Source organism: Tenggerimyces flavus (assembly GCF_016907715.1).
In the GTDB taxonomy this organism is placed as follows: Bacteria; Actinomycetota; Actinomycetes; order Propionibacteriales; family Actinopolymorphaceae; genus Tenggerimyces; species Tenggerimyces flavus.
The window spans coordinates 5,992,186-6,015,163 of the sequence record NZ_JAFBCM010000001.1 but is presented as its reverse complement, the minus strand read 5'-3'; the positions used below and the strand labels follow the sequence as shown (position 1 = coordinate 6,015,163).

The 22,978-nt window shown below is 68.9% G+C and carries 18 protein-coding genes; 11 read left to right on the top strand and 7 right to left on the bottom strand.

Annotation, left to right across the window (positions count from 1 at the left end; genetic code table 11):
• The first annotated feature begins 4 nt into the window (after window positions 1-4).
• The 4 genes from JOD67_RS28305 to JOD67_RS28290 all read left to right on the top strand — a co-directional run bounded on the left by JOD67_RS28305 (window position 5) and on the right by JOD67_RS28290 (window position 6,486).
• Entirely contained in the window at window positions 5-1,156 is a 1,152-nt protein-coding gene (locus JOD67_RS28305) for a glycoside hydrolase family 76 protein (RefSeq protein ID WP_205120750.1), read from the top strand.
• A 31-nt stretch (window positions 1,157-1,187) separates the two neighbouring features.
• On the top strand, window positions 1,188-4,286 hold the full coding sequence (locus JOD67_RS28300) for a glycoside hydrolase family 38 N-terminal domain-containing protein (RefSeq protein ID WP_205120749.1): 3,099 nt from the start codon (window positions 1,188-1,190) through the stop codon (window positions 4,284-4,286).
• A 72-nt stretch (window positions 4,287-4,358) separates the two neighbouring features.
• Window positions 4,359-5,336 (top strand): glycoside hydrolase family 113 protein, encoded by a 978-nt coding sequence (locus tag JOD67_RS28295; RefSeq protein ID WP_205120748.1) that lies wholly within the window; start codon window positions 4,359-4,361, stop codon window positions 5,334-5,336.
• Between the two features lie 13 nt (window positions 5,337-5,349).
• Window positions 5,350-6,486 (top strand): NAD(P)/FAD-dependent oxidoreductase, encoded by a 1,137-nt coding sequence (locus JOD67_RS28290; protein WP_205120747.1) that lies wholly within the window; start codon window positions 5,350-5,352, stop codon window positions 6,484-6,486.
• On the opposite strand, the gene JOD67_RS28285 is transcribed toward JOD67_RS28290, so the two are convergent.
• On the bottom strand, window positions 6,387-7,331 hold the full coding sequence (locus JOD67_RS28285; protein WP_205120746.1) for a phytanoyl-CoA dioxygenase family protein: 945 nt from the start codon (window positions 7,329-7,331) through the stop codon (window positions 6,387-6,389). The genes JOD67_RS28290 and JOD67_RS28285 overlap by 100 nt on opposite strands.
• Window positions 7,332-7,413: 82 nt before the next feature.
• Between JOD67_RS28285 and JOD67_RS28280 the strand changes: the two genes are divergently transcribed.
• The 3 genes from JOD67_RS28280 to JOD67_RS28270 are packed head-to-tail and all read left to right on the top strand — an operon-like array spanning window position 7,414 to window position 9,480.
• Window positions 7,414-8,199 (top strand): helix-turn-helix domain-containing protein, encoded by a 786-nt coding sequence (locus JOD67_RS28280; protein WP_205120745.1) that lies wholly within the window; start codon window positions 7,414-7,416, stop codon window positions 8,197-8,199.
• 13 nt (window positions 8,200-8,212) lie between these two features.
• Window positions 8,213-9,121 carry an MBL fold metallo-hydrolase gene (locus JOD67_RS28275; RefSeq protein ID WP_205120744.1) on the top strand — a complete coding sequence of 303 codons (909 nt, stop codon included), beginning with the start codon at window positions 8,213-8,215 and terminating at the stop codon, window positions 9,119-9,121.
• A gap of 35 nt (window positions 9,122-9,156) precedes the next feature.
• Window positions 9,157-9,480, top strand: a complete 324-nt coding sequence (locus JOD67_RS28270; protein WP_205120743.1) for an L-rhamnose mutarotase — start codon at window positions 9,157-9,159, stop codon at window positions 9,478-9,480.
• On the opposite strand, the gene JOD67_RS28265 is transcribed toward JOD67_RS28270, so the two are convergent.
• Window positions 9,477-12,110, bottom strand: a complete 2,634-nt coding sequence (locus JOD67_RS28265) for a hypothetical protein (RefSeq protein ID WP_205120742.1) — start codon at window positions 12,108-12,110, stop codon at window positions 9,477-9,479. The genes JOD67_RS28270 and JOD67_RS28265 overlap by 4 nt on opposite strands.
• Before the next feature lie 1,109 nt (window positions 12,111-13,219).
• On the opposite strand from JOD67_RS28265, the gene JOD67_RS28260 reads away from it, so the two are divergent.
• Window positions 13,220-14,473 carry an HNH endonuclease signature motif containing protein gene (locus JOD67_RS28260; protein WP_205120741.1) on the top strand — a complete coding sequence of 418 codons (1,254 nt, stop codon included), beginning with the start codon at window positions 13,220-13,222 and terminating at the stop codon, window positions 14,471-14,473.
• On the opposite strand, the gene JOD67_RS28255 is transcribed toward JOD67_RS28260, so the two are convergent.
• Window positions 14,470-14,886, bottom strand: coding sequence for a nitroreductase family deazaflavin-dependent oxidoreductase (locus JOD67_RS28255; RefSeq protein ID WP_205120740.1), 417 nt, complete (start codon window positions 14,884-14,886; stop codon window positions 14,470-14,472). The genes JOD67_RS28260 and JOD67_RS28255 overlap by 4 nt on opposite strands.
• Window positions 14,887-14,952: 66 nt before the next feature.
• Between JOD67_RS28255 and JOD67_RS28250 the strand changes: the two genes are divergently transcribed.
• From JOD67_RS28250 to JOD67_RS28240, 3 genes are read left to right on the top strand one after another with little or no spacing between them, the layout of a single operon-like run.
• Window positions 14,953-15,615 (top strand): TetR/AcrR family transcriptional regulator, encoded by a 663-nt coding sequence (locus JOD67_RS28250; protein ID WP_205120739.1) that lies wholly within the window; start codon window positions 14,953-14,955, stop codon window positions 15,613-15,615.
• Between the two features lie 9 nt (window positions 15,616-15,624).
• The gene (gene ligD / locus JOD67_RS28245; RefSeq protein WP_205120738.1) at window positions 15,625-16,866 is read left to right on the top strand and encodes a non-homologous end-joining DNA ligase; all 1,242 of its coding nucleotides are present in this window, start codon (window positions 15,625-15,627) and stop codon (window positions 16,864-16,866) included.
• Entirely contained in the window at window positions 16,863-17,333 is a 471-nt protein-coding gene (locus JOD67_RS28240; RefSeq protein WP_307782579.1) for a YdeI/OmpD-associated family protein, read from the top strand. Before ligD ends, JOD67_RS28240 begins: the two co-directional genes overlap by 4 nt.
• On the opposite strand, the gene JOD67_RS28235 is transcribed toward JOD67_RS28240, so the two are convergent.
• From JOD67_RS28235 to JOD67_RS28220, 4 genes are all read right to left on the bottom strand, one after another.
• Window positions 17,299-18,210, bottom strand: a complete 912-nt coding sequence (locus JOD67_RS28235) for a DMT family transporter (protein ID WP_307782578.1) — start codon at window positions 18,208-18,210, stop codon at window positions 17,299-17,301. The genes JOD67_RS28240 and JOD67_RS28235 overlap by 35 nt on opposite strands.
• A 78-nt stretch (window positions 18,211-18,288) precedes the next feature.
• Window positions 18,289-21,039 (bottom strand): NEW3 domain-containing protein, encoded by a 2,751-nt coding sequence (locus JOD67_RS28230; protein WP_205120737.1) that lies wholly within the window; start codon window positions 21,037-21,039, stop codon window positions 18,289-18,291.
• A 111-nt stretch (window positions 21,040-21,150) separates the two neighbouring features.
• On the bottom strand, window positions 21,151-22,401 hold the full coding sequence (locus tag JOD67_RS28225) for a Type 1 glutamine amidotransferase-like domain-containing protein (RefSeq protein WP_205120736.1): 1,251 nt from the start codon (window positions 22,399-22,401) through the stop codon (window positions 21,151-21,153).
• 61 nt (window positions 22,402-22,462) lie between these two features.
• The gene (locus tag JOD67_RS28220) at window positions 22,463-22,960 is read right to left on the bottom strand and encodes a hypothetical protein (RefSeq protein WP_205120735.1); all 498 of its coding nucleotides are present in this window, start codon (window positions 22,958-22,960) and stop codon (window positions 22,463-22,465) included.
• Window positions 22,961-22,978: the final 18 nt, after the last annotated feature.

The window sequence follows — 22,978 nt, the reverse complement described above, 5'->3', positions numbered from 1 at the left end:
CCCTATGCGCAGGCTCGCGCTCGTCGCGACAACGCTCCTGCTCGCCACCGCCGTCGCCACTCCCGCCCAAGCTCAGGGCAACGTCTGGTCGGACCGCGCCGAAGACTCGTACCAGGCGATGCAGCAGTACCTGTACGTCGACGGCCACTACCTGGAGAAGTATCCGCGCCAGGAGGGCGAGAACCCCTACTCCTACATGTGGCCGATGCGCGAGGCCACCGCAGCCGCGATCGACGTCGCCAACACGCCCGGAAACAGCAAGTACCGCAAGGACATCGCCAAGCGCTTCGACGCTCTCGAGACGTACTACGGCGTCTGGAACGGCAAGCCGGGTTACCTGTCGTACGTCCCGCCGCCGCTCGGCGGAGGTGGCGACATCTTCTACGACGACAACGCGATCGTCGGTCTCGAGCACGTTCGCCGCTACGCGTTCAGCCGCGACCGGGACCACCTGAAGGACGCCAAGCGCGCGTTCACCACGGTGATCCGAGGCTGGAACGAGCGCGACCTCCCGTGCCCGGGCGGCATGCAGTGGGTCGAGGCGACCTGGGTCGACATCCGTGCCGCGAACGTCACCGGCCTCGGCTCGCAGCTCGCCGCGCATCTCTACGAGCAGACCCGCGACAAGTCGTACCGCCAGTGGGCCGAACGGCTCTACAACTGGAACCGCACCTGTCTCCGGTCGCCGGAAGGCCTGTACTGGAACGACATGGCGCCCGACGGCACGGTCAACCAGACGCTGTGGACGTACAACTCCGGCGCGATGATCGGCGCCGCCAGCGTCCTCTACCGCGCCACGAAGAACCCGACGTACAAGGCGAATGCGCGCGCCGACGCCCAGGCCGCGATCACGTACTGGACGGAGAACGACCGCTACTTCGACCAGCCCGCGATCTTCAACGCGATCTGGTTCAAGAACCTGCTGCTGCTGGACTCCGTCGCGCACGACAGGAAGTACCGGCAGGTGGTCGAGCGGTACGCCACCCACATCTGGAACGAGAACCGCGACCCGAGCCTCGGACTGTTCCGCTTCCCGCCCTCCGGCGGCGGCCCGTACGACCCGTCCTACCGACCGGAGACGCTCGAGCAGTCCGCGGCGATCCAGATCTTCGCGGCGCTCGCCTGGCCGACGCGCGACTACCGGCGCATCGCCTGAAATGTGAACCACCCACGACAGAAGGACTGACATGACGACCAGGTTGCTCAACCGGAGCGGTCACGCACCCGGCGGCGGGACGATCAGGGACGCCCTCGCCGCCGTGAGCCTGCAGCAGGCGGTCGACACCGACGGCACGACGGTCGCGGCCGGCACGCTGCCGTTGTTCCGCCAGGGCGACGCCGGCTTGGAGCAGGTCGTCCGGCTGCGGGTCACGCCGCCCACCGGGGCGGAACGCCTCGCGCTCGCCGGCCCGAACGGCGAACGCCCGACCGTCGGCCAGCCGAACGAGGAGGGCGTCGTCGACGTCCTCGTTCCCGAGGTCACCGCACCCACGCGCTGGCGCGTCGAAGCCACCGTCAACGGCCAGGAGCACACCGCCGAGGTCGAGCTCATCCCGCAGCGCAAGTTCACCGTGCACCTCGTGCACCACTCGCACCTCGACATCGGCTACACCGACACGCAGGGCATCGTGCTCCGCAACCACCTGGAGTACCTCGACGCCGCGGTCGAGCTCGGCCGCCAGGGCGACGGTACGGAGGAGTCGACCCGCTTCCGGTGGGCGATCGAGTCGAACTTCCCCGTGCCCGACTGGTTGGAGAACCGCTCCGAGGCGGCGGTCGCGGAGTTCGTGCGGCTCGCGCAGCAGGACGTCATCGAGGTCGCCGCGATGCCGTTCAACCTGCACACCGAGGTGGCCAGTCAGGAGGAGACGGTCCGGCTGCTGCGTACGGCGATCGAGCTCCGCGAGAAGTACGGCATCCCGATCACCACCGCGATGCACACCGACGTCCCCGGTGCGACCGTCGGTTGGGCCGACGCGTTGTACGAGGCGGGCGTCAAGTACGTCTCCGCCGCGCACAACTGGGCCGGCCGTTCGGTGCCGTACCTCGTCGGCGGGCAGGAGCTGTCCCGCCCGTTCTGGTGGAAGACGCCGGCCGGCTCGCGGCTGCTCACCTGGTTCACCGACAGCGCGCACGGCATGGCGTACATGGAGGGCAACCTGCTCGGGCTGTCCGACGCGTACGACCAGGCCGTCGAGCTGCTGCCGATGTACCTGTCGGCGCTCGCGAACAAGCCGTTCCCTTACAGCGAAGGCGTCTTCGGCCTCTCGCCGCTCCCGCCGGGTACGGAGATCACGAAGAAGCCGTACGCGCACGACATCCTGCACCTGCGCGTCCAGGGCGACCACTCCGACAACGCGTGCCCGAACATCAAGCCGTCCGACATCGCGCGGCAGTGGAACGCCGAATGGGCCTACCCACGGCTCGTGACGTCGACGAACAACGGCTTCTTCACCGAGGCCGAGGAGAAGCTCGGCGACGTGCTGCCGGAGTACGCCGGCGACTGGGGCGACTGGTGGGCCGACGGCATCGGCTCCGGCGCCCGCCCGCTCGGCTACAACCGGCGCTCGCAGAGCCTCGTCCGGACGGCCGAAACCGTCAACCTGCTTGCGGATCTGGCCTCTGGCGCACCGCTCGACGTCCGCGAGACGGTCGACGAGATCTACGACCGGGTCGGGCTGTTCGACGAGCACACCTGGGGCGCGGCGAACCCGTGGCACGACCACGAGCACGGCTTCGACTCCGGCGCGCTGCAGTGGTCGCGGAAGTCGGAGTTCGCGCACCAGGCGTACGACGACTCGCAGGACCTGCTGCACGGCGGTGTCCGCAGGCTCGGCGCCACGCTGCAGCCGTCGAGCGACGTGCTCGCCTCGGTGTACGTCTACAACACGACCGGACGGCCGCGGACGGACCTGGTCAAGGCGTTCCTGCCGGAGAGCGTCCTGCCTGGTGAGGGCGCGTTCGGCGCGGTGGACAGCAGGAAAAAGGAGCAGGTCGCGACGCGCGTGACCTCGCAGGAGGGGCGACGCGCCTCGCCGCGCGGGCACCTCGTCGAGTTCGTCGCGCACGACGTTCCGGCCATGGGCTGGGTGCGGTTCGACCTCGTCGCCGGGATCCAGCCGGTCGTCGGCGAAGCGCGCGACACCGCGCTCAAGGTGTCGAACGAGTTCTACGAGGTCACCTACGACACCGAGCAGGCGATGGTCTCGTCGATCATCGACCGCAGGACGGGTCGCGAGCTCGTCAACACCGACGCGTTGACCGGCGTGAACGAGTACGTCTATGACACGTACGGCACGGCACCGCACGTCAACCACCTGTCGAGCCGGACCACCGCGACGGATTTGTCCTTGCTCACTTCGCGAAACGTCGCCCGCAACGCGGTCGTGCTGCGTGCGGAGTCGAATGCGCTGAGCGAGCTGCTCGAGGTCGAGGTGCATGCGCCGGGAGTGGACTGGATCCGGACCACGATCGAGCTGTACGCCGGGGTGCCGCGGGTCGACATCACCAACCAGCTGTCGAAGCAGCCGAGCTCGACGAAGGAGAGCGTGTTCTTCGCGTTCCCGATCGCCGCTTCGGACGAGCCGACGGCGTTCGAGCTGACCGGTTCGGTGGACGGTGCGGGGGTGCCGCATCTGCCCGGCGCGCCGCAGCACATGCGCGGGATCCGGCACTGGGTGGGCTTCTCCGAGCCCGACTCCGGCTACTCGACCGTGTGGGCGACGTTGGAGGCGCCGCTCGTGCAGTTCGGGACGATTCACCTTCCGTACCAGCCGTTCCCGTCGACGATCGGGCACGAGCAGGAGGAGCCGGCGACGATCTACTCGTGGGCGCTGAACAACATCTGGGACACGAACTTCCCGTCCCAGCAGCAGGGGCACATGACGTACCGGTACGCGATCGCCGGCTCGCCGGACGTTCCCGCACATCAGCTCGGCGCCGCGACCGCGGCCGGTCTCACCGACCCGCTGGTGGCCGTGGTGGCGACGGGCGACGGGTCGAGCACGAACGGGAACACAGGCAGCCTGCTGACGGTCGACCATCCGGACGTGATCGTGACGAGCCTGGGCCAGCCGCTCGACGGCTCGGCCGGCGTGGCTGTCCGGCTGCGTTCGCTCGCGCCGGCGCCGGTGGAGGCCGTGGTGTCGCTGGAGTCGTTGCCTGCCGCGTCGGCTCAGGTCGGCACGTTGCTGGAGCAACACCTGGTCGACGCTCCGGTCGCGGACGGTCGGGTAACCGTGTCGATCCCCACGGGTGCCTCCCGGACGGTGCTCCTGCGCCCGTGAGCGACTTTGGTCGGTGCACCAGGGACCTTTGACGGATGACCCGCGACCCGTATGCCCCTCTAACGTGGGGGTATGCGGGTCAAAGGGATCTCCTACACCGTCGAAGGTGTGCCGATCGAGGTGGTGCACCGCGACCTTCGGGTGATCTCTGACGAGCTGCACTGCACGACGGTGATGGTGCTCGGTACGGAGATCGTCGGTCACTTGCGCGCGGTGCGGGCTGCGCTGGAGGCGGGGCTCGACGTCTGGGTGCGGCCGCAGCTGGTCGACTGGTCGCGTGACGACCGGCTCGCCCACCTGATGTCGCTCGCTCGCCAGACCGAGGTGCTGCGGCTCGAGTTCCCTGGGCGGGTGACGCTGCTGGTCGGCAGCGAGCTGTCGTTCACGTCGGCCGGCATGATCCCCGGCCCGAACGAGTTCGTCCGGCTGCAGGTGATCGTTCGGCCGCGGTTGCGGCGGTTGTTCGACCGGCGGATCACCCGCAAGCTGAACGTCCTGCTGGCCGAGCTGCTCGTGACCGCCCGCCGCGAGTTCCACGGCCAGATCACGTACGCCGCGGCCGGTTGGGAGAACGTCGACTGGTCCGGCTTCGACATCGTCGGCGTGAACCTGTACCGATCACGGGCGAACGCGGCCGGCTACGAGGACCGGCTGCGGTCGCTGCGGCAGACGGGCGAGCCGGTCGTCGTCACCGAGTTCGGCTGCGGCGCGTTCGTCGGCGCGGACCAGCGCGGTGCGGCGTCGTTCCGCGCCGTCGACTGGCTGGCCGATCCGCCTCGCGTGCGGGAGGGGCACGTGCGCGACGAGGCGACGCAGGCGCGCTACCTGACCGAGCTGATCGCGCTGTACGAGCGGCACGGGCTGGACGGCTGTTTCGTGTTCACGTTCGCGATGCCGGACTTCCCGCACCGATCCGAGCCGCGGCAAGACCTGGACCTGGCCGGTTTCGGCGTCGTGAAGTTCAACGAGCACGGGGAATGGGAGCGCAAGGAGGCGTTCGACGCGGTCGCCGATGCGTACTCTCGGCTAGGGTCGAGACAGGGACCTTGACGGAGGGAAGCCTGTGACCCGAGTCGTTGTGGTCGGTGCCGGGATCGCTGGCGCGAGCGCCGCGTACGAGCTGGCCCGCAAGGGAATCGACGTGGTCGTCGTCGACGACGGGGTGCCGGGGCGGGCGACGTCCGCGGGTGCCGGGATCGTCTCGCCGGTCGCGGTGTCGCCGTTGAGTGCGGAGCGGGACGCGTACTCGTTCGCGTCGTGCGTGCACTACCTCGACCTGATCCAGCGGTTCGAGGCCGAGGGCCTCACCGACCACTCGTACGGCGTGACCGGTGGCCTGATCGTCGCGATGGACGAGGCCGAACTCGCGCAGGTCGACGAGGTCGTGGCCCGCGCGACGACGCTCGTCGCGGAGCACGGCACGCGCGGTGCGGGGCAGCCGGTCGCGCTCGACCGGGTCGAGCTCGCGAAGCGGTTTCCGCTGCTCTCGTTGGACATTCTCGGCGCCGTCTGGTCGCCGGAGGTCGCGCGCGTCGACGGGCGGATCATCCGCGAGCACCTGATGACGCTCGCGACCCGGGCCGGCGCGACGACGGTGGACGGGCGCGGATCGATCGTCGTCGACGGCGGCCAGGTCCGAGCCGTGCAGACGAAGGCGGGCCGGATCGAGTGCGACACCGCGGTTCTTGCCGGCGGCGCGTGGTCGCCGGAGCTGGCCGAGGAGCTCGGCTTCGCGTTGCCGGTCTATCCGCAGCGCGGCCAGATCCTGCACGTACGGCTGCCCGGCGCCTCCGAACTGCCGGTCGTGAACGGGTTCCGCGGCCACTACCTGCTCGCGTTCCCCGGCGACCGGGTCGTCGTCGGCGCGACGCGCGAGGAGCACTCCGGCTTCGACACCCGGGCGACCGCCGGCGGTGTCGCGCAGGTGATCGCGAACGGACGGACGTTGGTGCCGTCGCTGGACCAGGCGGAGTGGCTCGAGCTGCGCGTCGGCCTGCGGCCCGCCAGCCGCGACGGCGACCCGTTCCTCGGCCAGGCGCCAGGCATCGACGGCCTGTTTGTGTCGACCGGGTACGGCCCGCAGGGGTTGACGTTGGCGCCCTACGCCGGGTCGCTGGTCGCGTCGGCCATCGCGGGGGAGGACGTCGCGTTCCCCTCGTCCTTCGCCTTGGGCAGGGGCACCGAGCCGGCGCTGCAGTAGCTCCCGCCGGTGTGCTTGAGGTGCAGGATGCGCAGCTCGGAGTCGGGATCGATGTCCGGCCGGAGCTCCGGCGTCGCCTGCCAGTCGAACTGGAGCGCGTCCGGGTTCGCGCGGGCGTGCTCGGCGAGCGCCAACGGCAGGAAGCTCAGCCGCTGGTCGACCCACGCGCGATCCCACGGTCCTTCGGTGAGGATCTGCTCGGCGGCGCGGAACTCGAAGTAGATCGTCCGGCGCAGCGCCTTGCCCTCGGTCGGCTCCGACCCGTGGACGATCATCACGTCGTGGATCAGCACGTCGCCCGGCTCCAGCTCGACCTCGAACGACTCCGGCGGCATCCATCCGTACCCGTCCCGCAGCTCGCAGATGTCCACCCTGCCCCGTTGTGATCCCGGCACGACCCGGAGCGCGCCGGCGCCCTTGCGGGACGCGTCGAGGTAGACGTCGATGTTGTAGATCCGGTGCTGCCGCGGGTGCACCGCGTCCTGATGCCACTCGATCGCGGCACCGTCGCCCTCGTCCTTGAACACCAGAGTCTCGTACGTGGGAACGACGTTCGGCCCGGACAGGCTCTCCGCGATCCCCAGCACGGCTGGGCTGCCGAGGAGCTCCAGCGTCGCCGCCTCGCCCTTCTCGTGCAGGTAGTCGATGCGGAACATCGCCTCGTCCCGGACCTGGTAGTCCTCGGGCAGCTCGTCGGCCGCCTTGCCCGTGGCGATCAATCGGGCGGTGGCGGCGCGCAGGCGTTGCAGCATCGGCGCCGGAATGCGCTGGCGGAGGATGAGGTAGCCGTTCTCGTCGAACGACGCGATCTCCTCGGGGCTGAGGTGGTACGGCTGCTGTCCCATGCTCTCGAGGCTAGGCAATGCCGGCCACGGTTTCCTCCTGTTCGGCCGCCGGCACTTCTCGTATCCTCAGGTTCTGATGGCGATGGCGGCGTACTCGGAGCAACCCGCGTGCTGGCGCGGGCAGGCCGGTGTGATGCGCGCCGCCCACCAGCACGACGACATCGAGCTCAACCTCACCGAGCTCTCGCCGGCGCGGTATCTCTTCGGCGGCTCGGAGGTCGTGATCCCGCCCGGCCGGGTCGCGGCGTTCTGGGCGGCGATGCCACACCAGCTGATCGAGGCACCGGCGAACGACCGTATGCACTGGGCCACGTTGCCGCTGCCGATCGTGCTCGGCTGGGGTCTTCCGTCGGGCGTCGTCACGCGGCTGCTCAGCGGTCAGGTCCTGCTGGGTTCCGGTCCGTCGGTCGAGGCGTTCACGCGTTGGGCGGCCGACCTCGCGAGCGACGACGCCGAGCTCAAGGCGGCGACCGTTCTGGAGATCCAGGGCGGGCTGCGGCGGCTCGTCCGCGAGTCCGGCGTCTCGCCGCCGGGTGGTCGTCGGCTGGAACGGGTGACCGCGATGGCGCGCTTCCTCGCGGCGCGGTTCCGCGACCCGATCACGGTGCGGGACGTGGCCGAGCACGTTCATCTGCATCCGCACTACGCGATGAGCTTGTTCCGCGAGGTGCTCGACGAGACTGTGAACGCGTACCTGACGCGCTGCCGGCTGGCCGAGGCACAGCGGCTGCTGCTCGACTCTTCCGTGCCCGTCGCGTCGGTCGCGCACCTCGCGGGCTTCGGGTCGGTCAACCGCTTCTACACCGCGTTCGCCGCCGCCCACGGCTGCCCGCCCGGCGCGTACCGGCGGCAACGCCTGGCGGTATGACAGAGTTCGACGCATGACGAACGAGCCTGTGCTGCGCGAGCTCGTCCCCGGCGTCTACGCGTGGCACCAGCCGGACGGCACGTGGTGGATCAACAACGCGGGCGTCGTGCACTCCGGCGGCGAGACGTTGCTGGTCGACACGTGCGCGACCCGGCGTCGCACGCAACGGTTCCTTGACGCGGTCTTGTTGGCTACTTCCGGTGCGCCGATTCGGATGGCTGTCAATACGCACTTGCATGGCGATCACGTGTACGGCAACGCTTTGCTGCCCGCCGAGACCGTGATCGTCGCCCAAGAGGCAACCAGGCAAGGGATTCTTGCCGACTTCATCCTGACGGACACGCCGCCGTTCTGGTCGCCGACGCCGGCGTGGGACATAGAGGCCGTACGTCCGCCGACCGTCTCGTTCGAGGATTCGCTGCGGGTGACCGTCGGCTCGGTCGAGGTGCAGCTGCGGCATCCGGGGTACGCGGCGCACACGCGCGGCGATGCGGTGGCGTGGCTGCCCGAGCAGCGCGTGCTGTTCACCGGCGATCTGGTGTTCCACCAGGTGACGCCGCTGGTCTTCATGGGCTCGGTCTCGGGCGCGCTGCGCTCGTTGGACTGGCTGCGCGAGTTCCCGGCCTTGTGGATCGTGCCTGGGCACGGGCCGGTGCTCGAGGCCTCGTCGTTCCACGCTGTCTTGGACCAGCACGCGCGGTACTACCGGTTCCTGCTCGACCTGGTCGACCTGAGCCAGCCGCCGTTGGAGGTGGCTCAGTCGGTCTCGCTGGGGGAGTTCGCGGGGCTGCCCGACCAGGAACGGTTGGTGCTCAACCTGCACCGCGCGTACGCCGACGCCCGCGGCGAGGAGCTCGATCTGTCCCGCTCGCTGAAGGACGCGGTCGTCTACAACGGCGGCCCGATGCGCTGCGCGGTCTAGGCGCCACGCTTGGGGCGCGGGCTAGGGTGGTGGGCATGCAGCGGATCGCGTCTGTCATCCGGCTCCGGCCGGAGAAGGAAGCCGAGTATCGCGAGCTCCACGCCGCGGTGTGGCCGTCGGTGCAGGCGATGCTGAAGCAGATCCACGTCGGCAACTACTCGATCTTCCTTCGCGACGGCGTGCTGTTCAGTTATCTCGAGTACTCCGGCGACGACTGGGCGGCCGACTCGGCTTTGATGGCGGCCGACCCGGAGACGCAGCGCTGGTGGTCGTTCACCGACCCTTGCCAGCAACCTGTGGAGACTGCTGCCGAGGGGGAGTGGTGGGCACCCGCTGAAGAGGTCTTCCACCTCGACTAGCGCCTTGCCTGCACCGCCTTGGTGGTGCCGGCGGTGACGGGGAAGCGCACGGTGGGGACGCCGTTCACCTGTGTGGGGGTGACCTGCTCGCCGTCGACGGTGACCTTCGGGTTCTTGCCGAGGCCGCTGAGGCCGATCTCCGCGGTGCCTGTCGCTCGTGGTCGGACGGTCAACGACACCTCCCGTCCCGCGGCGAACGCGGTCACGTCCACGTCGGTCGTTCCGGGTGCGTTCACCGACACCGGGAAGGGTGTCAATGCGCGCTTGCCGGCCGCGACCTGGTAGAGCACGGGCAGCCGCAACGAGTCCGCCTTTATTGCCAGCCTGTAGGCATCGACGTAGCGATGCGCCGCCAGTGCCGCGCGGGCCGCTGTCAAGGTCGCCTTGCTCAGGCCGTCTTGGGAGGTGGCGTCGTCCGACACGTTCGCCACCGCGTCGGCGGCGTCGCGTCGCCACTGCACGACCAGGCTGCGGTCGCGCTGCGCCGCCATGTCCAGCCCGACCTGGTGCATCAGCTGGCCTTCGACCGTGGGGAAGGTGTAGTTCTCGCCGGTGACGCTGATCGTGTACTTGGTGCCGCGGTCCAGTGTCTGCACCGGTATGCCGAACGACGCCCAGCCGTTCGTTGGCACCTCGTTGGCACCGAGCCTCCGCACGGCCATGGTGCGGCCTGCATCGTCAAGCAGGGTGAGGGAAAGTGGCTTCGCTGCGCCGGTCCGGCGTACTCTAACGTCGATGCTGTCGGCCAGTCGCAGCTCGCCGGCGGTGAACTCCACCGACGCCTGCCTCGACGCTTCGCCGTCTGGCGTGCCGTCCACCACCACGTCGTACGGATGTAGGTCCGCCATGAACGGCTTGACCCAGTTCGTCACCTCGTCCGGCGAGCCGGCACCCTGCCAGTTGTAGATCGTCGTGTAGCGCGACCCGCTCACGTACGCCTGCCGCAACAGCAGCGTCTTGTCCGGCGCGTGCCCTGACACCGAGTTCTCCAGGTTGGGGTTCGCGAGGCGGCCGAACTCGCGCGCCTTCTGCAGGTGCGAGAACCCGCCCGGCGTGTAGTCGTCCAGCGAGATGTACTCCGCACCCGGCCGCCCGTGCCGCACGATGCCCTGCGCGATCGAGGCGTGCGCCCCGTCCCAGTACGGCTCCTGCTTGCGCGAGTAGACCTCCGAGTGCACGTTGTGCCGCAGCGAGTCGCGCGGGAACGCCACGCCGTCGTCGTTCACCGCGATGCGTTCGCGCGGCAGGCCTTGGTAGAAGACGTCGGCGAACAGCTGTTGCGGGTACGACTGGTTCTTGAACATCCAGCGCTTCTCGGCCTCGTCCAGCCCGTCTGTCGGGTCGAGCACGACGCCCTCGGCCTTGGCGGCCGCGACGGTGGACGGGTTGTAGTCGGCGTACAGGTCGCGCCGCTCGACGCCGTCGTTGTAGGTCGTGTAGGCGTTGTCCGCCACACCTGCCCCGGCCCGCTTCGACCAGTAGGTCGACTCGAGGGTGGTGGAGAACGGCAGCAGCCGGTCTGATTCTCCTTGGCTCTGCAGGTCCCAGAGGAGGGGGCGGACGAGGGCGAGGGAGTCGTTGGCTTTGTGCTCGAGGTAGGTGTTGAGGTCTTCGTTGCGCCAGGTCAGCCAGGGGGTGTTGCCCCAGATGTTGGGAACCGAGAGGCCGTACCTGGGTTGGTACCTGTCGCCGAGCAGGGCGTCGAGGCGCTGACCGTTCCACACGTCCTTGTCGGGTCCGGTCTGGTCCTGCGGGCTCCAGAGGACCTGCTGGTACTTCACGTCGCCGAACGTGCCGCCCTTGCCGTCCGGGATCCGGCCGGGGGTGCCCTCCCAGTCGCTGGTCGACTCGATGGCGAACGGGAGGCCGTACTCGCGGCTCAGTCTCAACCAGAGTTGGTAGTTCGCTGCCATCTGCTCGGGGGTGCGGTTGGGGAAGTAGTCGAGGACGGACATGCCTAGCTTGACGTCGTCGGTCTCTTCGAACTTCGCTGTCAGGTAGTCGAGTCGTTCGCGGTACACCGCCTCGCCGCGGTGGTCCTGGCCGAGGACGAAGATCATCCGGTCTGGGGTTCGCATGCCCTGGGCGGTGACGAGGCGCTCGAGGTTGCTGTACGCCCAGACCTCGGTAACGTGCGTTGCTTGCGGGCTGGTGCCTTCGATGGTGACGACGACCTTGCCGTCCTTGGTGATGGCTTCGTCGTTCGTGTCGATGAAGGCGGAGGTGTACGGCCCGCCGCCGGTTTCTGTGGTCCGCTCGTCGCGGACGTAGGCGAGTACTCCGTCGAGCTTGACCTGGAAACCGTACGCCTTGCCCCACTCGGCGTTGGGGCGGATCTCGCGGAGCTGGAGGGTGAGTGGCGCGTGCTTGTCGACTCTTAGGTTGAACGTGAATCTTCCGTCCTGGTTGACGGTTCGCGCCTTGTAGGGCTCGGTCAACTGGCCGGCGTCGACAGTGCCTTCGGTGGCCTTCGCATGCGCATTCGCCTTGAGATCATGGGCTCGTTCGCTCCTGCTGTCGCCGAGGCTGACGACGTCAGTGACCCGGCCTGACGTGGGTGGATCGGCTGCGACGGCCGGGCCCAGCAGGGTGGCGACGAGGACGAGGGGGAGCGCGAGCAGTCTCCGCATGGCCTTGACCTTCGCGTGGTGCTCCAACCCGGTCAACCCTGGCGCCGGGTTCGGCCTAGACCGTTTCTGGCCCCAGGTCCATCGAGGCCCTTAGGGATGCGGCGTTGGGTCTTGGTGTGGCCGGGTCCACCATCATCCACGCCCGTCACGTCCACCCGCCATTCCCGCACCCGCAGATGCCCCCGGGCAGCCCGTCACTCCCAAGGCCATCGCTTCGGTCTCACCACTCCCGCCACCACTTGATCATCGCCCCACCGTGATTACTCCCGGGCCAGTCCCGGATCCTCTTGCTCCATCTCGCCCCTCGAGCACCGCCACCCTGCGGCCATCTCTCGTGCCCGCTGCCGCTACACCCGTCGGCCCCATCGCTTCACGTACCGCGTCATTCCGCAGCCTCGTTCCAGCTCTCCGTACCGATCGACCGCTGCCACCTGATGCCATCGCTCCCTCTCCGGGTACTCCCGCGGCCATTCGCCACCACCCAGGCAGGCCCCATCCCCGGCTACTCTCGTGCGCGGGACTCCGCCACTTTGCGCTCCGCGCGAGCATCCCTTCACCCCACGCTCCGGAAGTCCAGCTCGCTACTCCCATCGTCTTCGCCATTGTCACCTCGCCCGTCGGCCCGCCACTTTCACGCGCCGGGCTGCCACTTCACGCACCCCGCATGCCGCCTCGCACCCCCGGCTGCCTTCACCCCGTCACTCCCATCCTCTTCATCATCGCCTCTTGGGGGCGGTGCTGTTCTTCTGCTCTTACTGTTGCTTTGCGCAACTGTGCTTGGCGATTAGCTGGTCGGGCTGTGGCGGCGGTCGATTGTGGTGGCCGGTCCGGGGCGCGTCAAGGGCGCCTCTCTGGGGCGCTTCGCGGAGGAGAGAGGCGTCGCTTCGCGACCGCGTTGCGGCCCTTGACTCGCCCCGGACCGGCCACCAGATTTTCACGCGCCGCCCCCGCCCCCGGAACAGTTCCCCGGGACAGGCCTGCTTGCCTTTTCCGTCTGCTGCCGTGTTGCGGTTGCTTGTGGAGCCCGCCGCTTCTTGTGGTGCGGATGATGTCGGGGATTTCCTTTGCCGTGTTGAGCATTAACTTGATCCGGCTGGTAGAATTCTGCTATGGAATCGACCGCCTGCTCGAACACCATCGGCACCGCCGATGGTGTGTCGGCGTGGTCGATGTCCGATGACCAACTCACCACCGCACTCCTCGACAACCAGGCCGCACTCCACCGGCACGAAGCCCGCCGGCTCGAGCTGATCCGCGAGGCCGACGCCCGCAACCTCGCCGTGTCGGCTGGTGCCGCGAACACCGCGCAGTGGGTGGCCGGCGTCCTTCGTGTTCCTTCGGCTGAGGCCGGTGCGATGGTGAAGCTGGCATCTCATCTCGATGCCGAGCTTCCTGCGACCGCGCAAGCGTTGGCTGACGGTCAGATTTCTGTTCCGCACGCGCGAGTGATCTCGCGGGTGGTGCAGCTGCTGCCCTCCCACATTTCGACCCCCGAGCTGCGCTCGGAGGTGGAGGCGACTCTGCTGGAGCGTGCCGCGACCTTCGACCCGAAGGTGTTGGGGAAGGTCGGGAACCATCTGCTGATGGTCGTCGCCCCCGACCTCGCCGACCAGGTCCTGGAGTTGAAGCTCAAGCAGGAAGAAGCCAGCGCCGAACGGGACCGGTTCCTGCGTATGTCCTTCGACGAGACGTCGGGCACGTGGCGGGTCACCGCCCGGCTCCCCAAGGTGGTCGGGGAACGCCTCAAGCTGGTTCTCGACCCGCTGGCGGCGCCGCAGCCCGGACCCGACGGCCGTGACACCCGGCTCCCCGAACAGCGCAACGTGGATGCTTTGGATGAGGCCTGCCGTCGGTTGTTGGCCGACAAGCTCGTTCCTTCCCATGGTGGGAATCCCACCCAGCTGGTCGTGACTGTCACGAACACGGGTGGGCGGACTCTGCACACCGGGATCGAACTGTCCCGCAAACTCGTCGACCAACTGATGTGTGAAGCCGACCGCACCTACCTGGTCAAACCCGAACACCAGCCCGGCAGAGTCACACTGCTGACCGACACCCAGCAGCGACTGTTCCAAGGCAAGCTGCGCCGGTTGCTCGAGCTCCGCGACGGTGGGTGTGCGTTCCCCGGGTGTGACCGGCCTCCTGGCTGGTGTCACGCCCATCACGTGGTTCCGTGGAGTAAGGGCGGTCCGACCACTCGGGACAACGGGGTCCTGCTCTGCGGCTACCATCACCGGTTGATCCATCAAGGCGCCTGGCAAGTCCGAATAGCGCTCGATGGGTTACCGGAGTTCTTACCCCCCGACTGGATCGACCCCAAACAACGACCACTCCGCAACCACCGCTTCGCACCGGCCGCCTAAGCAAGCGGCCGGGTGGCGGGCTGCTCGCTCGCGGGCTCCGTGACCGGCACCAGGTCCATGCGGAGGAACTCCGTGATGCGCAGCACCTTCGGTGGCCGTCCAACGTCCGAAGGCATGGCCCGGAACGCCTCTTCCTCCCCGACCAGGCGCGGGGCGGCGAGCTCCACATCCCGACCGTCGACCCGCAGCCGGGCACGCTGAGCGGCCAGGATGTTGCGCACCCAGTCCGAGCGCGACCCGTACACCAAAACGAACAGGTAGCCGCCCTCGACTGGGAAGGCGTCGAGGGGTGTCTGGTACGTGGTACCGGACCTGCGGCCGACGTGGGTCAGCACCGGGTACTTGCCGCCCGAGATCGCCAGTGGGTTGAACACCCGCTTGTTGATGTGCCCCCACCACCATGGCATCGGCATCGTGAAATCTCCTTCTCAAAAACGAAACGAGCCTTACAGCTGTAAGATTGCCTTACACTCGTAAGCATGTCAACGCGCGAGACACGAAAGCCGCTGAGCAGAGAGAGGGTGCTCGAGGCCGCGATCCAGGTCGCCGACCGCGGCGGGGCGGAGGCGATCACGATGCGCCGGGTCGCGCAGGAGCTCGGGGTGGAGGCGATGTCGCTCTACCACCACGTTCCGAACAAGGACGCGATCCTCGACGGCGTGGTCGACGCCGTGTACGCGGCGATCGCGCTGCCCAAGGCCGACACCGGGGACTGGCGCGACGCGATCAGGGCACACGCCGGGGAGGCGCGGACCGTTCTGGCGCGGCACAGCTGGGCCCTCGCGCTGCTGGACTCGCGCCCCAACCCCGGCATGGCCACGCTCAGGCGCAACGACGCGGTGCTCGGTGTCTTCCGGGAGGCGGGGTTCTCCATCGAGCTTGCCGCCCACGCCATCTCGCTCATCGACAGCTACGTCGACGGCTACGTCCTGCAGGAGGCGGCCTTGCCGATGCGTACGGAGGACGAGCTGGAAGACGTGGCCGGCAACATCCTGGAGCAGCTCCCCACAAACGAGCTCCCGTACCTCGCCGAGATGATCGCCGACCACGTCCTGCAACCCGGCTACGACTACGCGAGCGAGTTCGGCTACGGCCTCGACCTCATCCTGGATGGGCTCGAAGCACGCCGGACGTCGGGCTAGGTTGGGCGCATGGCGAAGAGGGAGCAGCTGGAGCTGGAGGTCGACGGCAAGGCCGTCCGGATCTCCAACCCGGGCAAGCTGATCTTTCCGGAGGGCGGCCACACCAAGCTCGACCTCGTCAACTACTACCTTGCGGTCGCCGACGGCGCGCTCAGAGGCATCAACGGCCGGCCGATGATCCTCAAGCGGTTCGTCAAGGGCATCGACGAGGAGGCCTTCTTCCAGAAGCGCGTTCCCGCCAACCGGCCCGACTGGCTCGACACCGCGACGCTCAGCTACCGGTCCGGGACGAGCGCGGAGGAGGCGGTCGTACGGGACGCGGCCGGACTCGCGTACGTGATCAACCTCGGCTGCATCGACCTCAATCCGCACCCCGTCCAGGCCGAGGATCTGGACCGGCCCGACGAGCTCCGCATCGACCTCGATCCCAATCCTGGCATCGAGTGGAAGCAGATCCTCGACGTCGCGTTCGTGGCCAAGGAGGTCCTCGAGGACCACGGCCTCAAGGCCTGGCCCAAGACCTCCGGAAGCCGCGGCTTCCACATCTACACGCGCATCGACCCGCGCTGGCAGTACCGCGAGGTACGCAAGGCTGCCGAGACCGTCGCTCGCGAGGTCGAGAACCGCGCGCCGGACATCGCGACCGCCAAGTGGTGGAAGGAGGAACGCGAGGGCGTCTTCGTCGACTTCAACCAGAACGCGAAGGACCGCACGGTCGCGTCCGCCTACTCCGTCCGCCCGAAGCCCGACGCGCGCGTGTCGACGCCGCTCGACTGGGACGAGGTCGCCGACTGCCGGCCGGAGAGCTTCACGCTGCCCACTGTCCTCCAAAGGTTCGCCGAACGAGGCGACCCCTGGCAGGGAATGGAGGACACGACCGGCTCGCTCGACGCGCTGCTCGACCTCGCCGAACGCCTCGGGCCTGCCGAGAAGCCGGAGAAGAGCGGAACGGGCCGGCGCCAGTCGTCGATGCCGCTGATCGAGATCGCGCGCTCGAAGACCAAGCCGGAGTCGATGGACGCTCTCGAACGCTGGAAGGCGAAACACCCCGACGTCGTGCACTACTTGCAGCCCAAGGACATCCTCGTCGACGGTATGCGCGGGCAGAGCTCGATCTGGTACCGCATCCGCATCAACCTCCAGCACATCCCCGAGGCGGAACGCCCGCCGCAGGAGGAGCTGGAGCACGACTACGACCCAGGCGCCGGTACGCCCTGGGCACGCGACCCGGATTGGAAGCCAGGACAGTGAGTACGCAGACGTTCAAGGCCACGGTGGAAGTCGGGCGCGACGGACGCGTCATCGTCGAGGTGCCGTTCGATCCGGACGAGGTGTGGGGAACGAAGGCGACCCACCACCTGACCGGATCGATGGACGGCAAGGGGCTGCGCGCCGTGCTCGAGAAGGAGGGCGACGGCTACCGGTTCGTGCTCGGTCCCGCGTGGGGGCGCGGCTGCAGGATCGACGACGGCCAGCAGGTCACCGTCGTGCTCAGCCCGGAGGGACCGCAGCGCGCCGAACTCGATCCCGACTTCGCTGCCGCGCTGGACGCGGAACCCAAGGCTGGCGAGTTCTTCGACTCGATCGCGCAGTTCTACCGCAAGGCGTACTTGACGTACATCGGCGCGACCAAGCGCAGCCCGGAGAAGCGTGTCGCGCGGATCGCCGAGGTCGTCGGGCTGCTCAAGGCTGGGGTGAAGCAGCGGCCGGGGACTTGACCTTCGGCTTCCAGTTGCGGGCGACCACGACGCCGACTAGGCAGAGCGCGCCTCCGACGATCGCCAACCAGGGTGGGACTTCGGAGAGCATCAGCCAACCGAGCAGGATCGTGATCGGCGGGACGAGGTACGTGGTCACGCCCATCTTGCCGGCACTGGTGCGGGCGAGCGCGTACGCCCAGGTGGTGAACGCGAGCGCCGTCGGACCGAGGCCGAGGAACACCACCCACGCGATCGTCGAGCCCGACGCCACCCGCAGCTCCGAGATCAGCTGCGGCGCGAACGGCAGGCACGCGATCGCGCCGATCGTGCAGGCCAGCCAGGTGAGCTCCAGCGCGGAAACCCTGCTGAGCAAGGGTTTCTGCAGCACGACGGCGACCGCGTACGCGAGCGCGGCGCCCAGGCAGAGCAGCGTGCCGAGAGCGTTCGTCGACGGCGAGCTCGACGTCGCGATGCCGATCGTGACGGCGCCGACGAACGCCACCGCGAAGCCGGCGACGAGCGGGCGCGGGAAGCCCTCGCGCAGGAAGACACCGGCCAGGATCGCGATCAGCAGCGGCCCTACGCCGACGACCATCGAGGCCGTGCCCGCGTCGACGTGTCGCTCGCCCTCGTTCAGCAGCACGTTGTACGCGCCGAACCACAGCACGCCGAGGCCGACGATCGGCAGCCAGTCACGCCGCTGCGGAAACCGTTCCCGCCGCAGCGCCACGAAGATGCCGAGCACCACGCTCGCGACGACCAGCCGGCCGAGCGACAGCGGCCCGGCGGACAGCTCGCGCCCCGCGGCGCGGATGCCGACGAACGCTGCCGCCCACATCACGACCGTCGTGAGAGCGGCGATCAGCGGCAGGGCGTTCGAGAGGCGCTTCTCCACGGTGGGACCTTAGCGCCGGAACGCTTCGGCCCCCACCGATGGAGAACGCGACGTCCGATTCCCGCTGCCTGGTGGCGGCTACGAGGACTGGAGGTCGAGCCGCAGCCTGCCCAGCCAGCCGCCCCAGCCGTCGTCGGTCTTGCTGTCCTCGACCCGCACGTACAAGGGCTTGCCCGGCTCGCGCACCGCGTCGAGGTCGAACGAGTGGTCGGCGAGGTTGGACAGGTCACGGATCTCCCGCGGTTCGCGCAGGATCTCCCGCCAGGTCTCGCCGTCGGCCGACACCCGCACGAGGTACTGGTTGCCTATGTGCAGGGTGAGCGTGCCGCTGGCCACGTCCGGAGGCAGGTCGAACAGGTACGTGAACGAGGTCGTAGCGTCCGCGAACCGCCCACGGCCGTCGAAGATCTCGCCGTCCAGCTGCGACCCGTCCGGCTCGGAGAGCCACGGTCCTTCGGCGTCCGTGCCCGGCGTGAACACGATCGTGTCGCCGACCAGCTGGACCCGGCTCGCAGCCTTCACCGTGCCCGCGGACGAGTCCGCGTCCAGGACGACCCAGTAGCTGCCCGGGGCCGCGTCCGCCGGGACGACGACGGAGGTCGTCGCTCGTGCCGTGCCGCCGGCGGGAACCGGCCCGAACGGCTGCTCGGCGGGCGAGGTCGACCAGCCGTCCGGCAGGCTGGCGGTCAGGGATCCGGTGAGCGGCGCCGCGGTGTCGTTCGTGACCGTCACCGGGACGGCGACCGTGGTTCCGGGCCGCCCGACCACCTGGCCGGCCTTGACCACGACCCGCCCGGCCTCCGCACGCCGCGACGGCCGGTGGATCTCCGCGGTCAGCGGACCCTCGGACGTGAGGCGCCAGCCGCGACCGGTCTCGAAGCCGAAGTCGCGACCGGCGAGGCCCACCGTCTGGAGGCGGTCGAAGCCGAAGTCCACCGCTCGGTTCGGGCCTACCGCCGGGCTCCGCGCGAGGCCGCGCAGCTCGAACGTCAACGTGACGCGCTGCTTGCCCGCGACGAAGTCGGTCACGTCGATCGGTCCCTGCAGCCCGTTGCCGTTCTCCCAGAACGGGTACTGCCAGTTGGCGTCCCGCGTCCACACCGGCTTCCCGTCGATCCGCACGGTCACCTGATGCGCGCCGTCGAAGCCCGGGTACGGGGTGTGCGGCGAGGTCTGGAAGAAGTCGATCTCGTACCGAGGTGAGTCCGGATCGACGGTCAGGACCTGGCTCGCGGTCGCGCTGGCGCCGGCAAGCGTCGTCGTGAACGGTTGCACGGCGAGCCGAAGCCGACCCTGTCCCTCCATCGCGTCGCCGGCGGCGTGGTCGGCAGGTCCTGCCGATGACTGCTCGTGGGGCTTGCCCGCGAACGCCGCCCTGGCCGCCTCCAGCGCGTTGCTCGGCGCGAAGTCGGCGAAGTGGAACAGACCCGGGAGGACCGAGTCGCTGTTCTTAGACAGTGTCCAGCCGCCGCGTTCCTCGAAACCCGGGTTGGTGAGCTGGAACCCCTTGGCGACAAGGTCGTCCACGATCACCCCGGTCCAGAGCGACAGGCTGGTCTTGTCGACCAGCCGGATCGCGAGCGTGGCGCTTCGCTTGCCGCGCAGCGCGTCGGTGAGGTCGACGTAGTGGCGGTGCCAGGTGCCGCCAGCCCCGGGCTCGTTCGACTCCCATACGACCTCGCCGTCGACCAGGATCTGCCGGTGGTGGTACTGCTTCGACGTGCTGTTCTGGTCGTAGTAGATGTCGAGGTCGGAGAACTCCAGGCCGTACGACTTCGCCCGCGGATCGATACGAATCCTCTGCTCTGCTTGGGCGAAGTCGCCCGGCTCGGTCCTGGCGAAGATGGCCGGCGAGAGGCTCAGCCAGCCTGTGCCGGAGCGGGCGCGGTTGAGTGCTGTGAGCGGGCGCTCGTCCGCGATCGGCAGGCCGTACAGCGTGATGCCGTGGACGCGACCCGAGTCGAGGTACGGCTGGGTCTCGGCGATGACGTCGGCGATGTACCGGTCGGTGGGTGGCGTGACTGCCGAGAGGAACCGGCCCGTGTACGCGAGCAGCACGACGCCGAGGCCTCGCGGTTCGGTCTGCGCCAGGATCGCTTCGAGGTTCGGCCCGACGTGGGAGGCGTCCTCGGTGTTGCTGTTGGCGCCGGTGTACGGGTAGATGATGCCGTCGATCAGGCCTTCGTAGCGGTCGTAGAACGCGCCGTTGATCGCGTCGTGGTAGTACACGGTCGTGTAGAAGCCGAGCCGCGGGTTGATCGCGTCCTGGACGCGCTGCATCTCTTGGACCTCTTCGGGCGGCAGCTGGCTGAAGAAGTCGTCGAGCGCCCAGGCGACGACGTTGGGATGGGCCTTGGAGAGCGTGGCGATCTCCTTGGCCCAGCGCACGTAGTCGTTGGTGAACGGGCGAGAGCAGCGTCCGTTCTCGTGCCTGATCGGGCTGTCCTGGCACTCCGAGGGCGGCACCAGGTAGAGCCAGAGGCGGATGCCAGCGCGTTCCGCGGCCGGCGCGAACTCGTGGACGAGGTCGTCCCAGTCGGTGGGGGAGTTCCAGATCAGATAGACGTAGGTGTTCACGCCGAGCCGCTTCAGCACGTCGATCGTGGCGGGCGTGTCGATGTGGCGGTAGCCGTCCGCGCGGGGACGCGTCTCGCGGATCACGTCGCCGACGGTGTTGCCGCCGGTCTGTACGGCCTTCATACCGCCGGCCGGCCTGATGGCGGCGTCGACGTTCACGGGGGTCTCCGTCCGTGCGGTGGCGAGGGGTGTGCTGACGGCAGCAAGGACGAGGGCCATCAGCAGGGTCAACGGTGCGTAGATCGTCCGCATGCGATCTCCCGTATTCAAGAAATAGCATCCGTATATTGGATGCTTGCAGGAGAGTATGAGCGCGGTGTGGGAACGTGTCCACCCTCGTCGGCCGGATCTGGACGCGAGGCGTCAGTGAAGCGGATCAGCCGTCTGTAGGTGCCATTCCGTCCCGTCGGGGCCGTCGCGCAGCTCGATCCCACCAGCGGCCAACGCGTCCCGCACCTGGTCCGCGTACTCCCACAACGAGTCCTCGCGGAGCTGGCGGCGCACCGCGACGAGCGGTTCGACGATCGGGCCGAACACCGTACGCGGATCGCGGATGCCCTTGTCCGCAACGGATCCGAGCCGGACGATCATGCTTCGGAGCGCGTCGGCGGCCTGGTTCGTACCCTCGTCCTCCTCGGTGTCGGCCGCCCACTCGCGGATCGCCGACTCGAGATCGAGGATCGCCCGCGTCATTGCCGACGCGTCGCGCTCGGACAACGCGGCCTCGAAGCGGACTTCGCACTCCGCCGTGAGCTCCATCAACGTGAACGACTCCGGCGACTCCGCAACCGTCGTTGACGAAACCGGCCCGGTCGCAGCCGGGACCGCCGACCTCGCCTCGCGAAGCAGCTGCCGCAGCTCGTCGAGCGACAACGTCGTTCCGCTCGGAAGGACGGTGCTGCGCCCCGCTCGCCGCACCGTCAACCCGCCCTTGCCCAGGACCTCGACGACCGACGTCTCGAGGTCGATCAGCGCTGCCGTGTGCTCGTCGATCCCGACGACCGCGGCATCGTCGGGCAGCTCCTTCTCGAGCACCGCGAGTCGCCGTTCGCCGAGGTAGCAGTACCTCGTGTCGTGGTTGCGTCCCTCGTTGTTGTCGTAGTGCGGGATCAACGCAACCGGCAGGTCGAGCTCACCGAGCAGGTCGAGCCCGGGCAACCAGTGCGGATCCGCCCCGACCTTGTAGACCTCGTAGACGGGCAACGTCACCGCACCGGCGGTCGCCGCCGCGGCCGAGGCGAACAGCGTGACGCCGATGCCGGTACGGACCCGTTCGCGCAGGGCGCGTTCGTACGGGCCGTCGTGCCAGCAGCGCAGCGCGTACGACGGGCTGCCCGGACCCGAGAACACCCAGTCGGCCGTACGCAACGCCGCGATCCCCGCGTCGGGGAAGCCCGACAGCTCCGACACGACCGACACGGTGAGGCCGACGCTCTCGCGGAAGTACCTCTGCGCGTTGGCCGAGATGCCCGCCACGTTCTCCTGGAACGCGTACGGCGCGTCCAGCAGCACGGCCTGCGGCGACCGCACGCCGAGCCGCTCGACCAGCTCGCGATGGATGCGCACCATCGTCGGGCTCGTCTCGCCCGACCCCATCAACGCGAGCAGCCCCACTAAAGCTCCCTAGCGCTCGATCCCTCTCGCTATGGAAGGTAGACCGAGCGCAGGGGGCGCGTCACGCACTCGATGTCGCGAGCTTGCCGGCGAGCGCGGGCGGAAGGTCGGCGAGCAACGCGGTCAGCGCAGGGTCGCGCTCGAGGGCCGCGCGGGCGGACGGATCGGTGTCCAGCAGGAAGCCGAGGTGCCGGACCGCGTGCGCCGCGACCTGGTCGTTCGTCACCTCGGGCGGCGTCGGCCGGCTCGGCTCGTCGCCGCTCGCGAGGGTCAGATCCTCCAGCGGGGTTGCCGTTTCGGCCGGCCGCGGTTCCGGCGCGACGGCGTACGTCAGCACGATCGTCCCGTCCGGCATCGGCCGCCAGCTGGTCGAGTGGACCAGCGCGTCGCCGTCGTGCAGGCCGACGAGTCGCGCCACGGCGAGGTCGGGCGTCTCGCCCGCGCCGAGGTGCCCCGCGACCCGCCGGTACGCGAGTCCGGGCACGCCACGGAACGCGTACACCTCGACCTGAACCGGTCGAGCTGCAGGCGGTCCGTAGTTGCGACTCCTTTGCAACACGGGACGAGCATAGTGCCC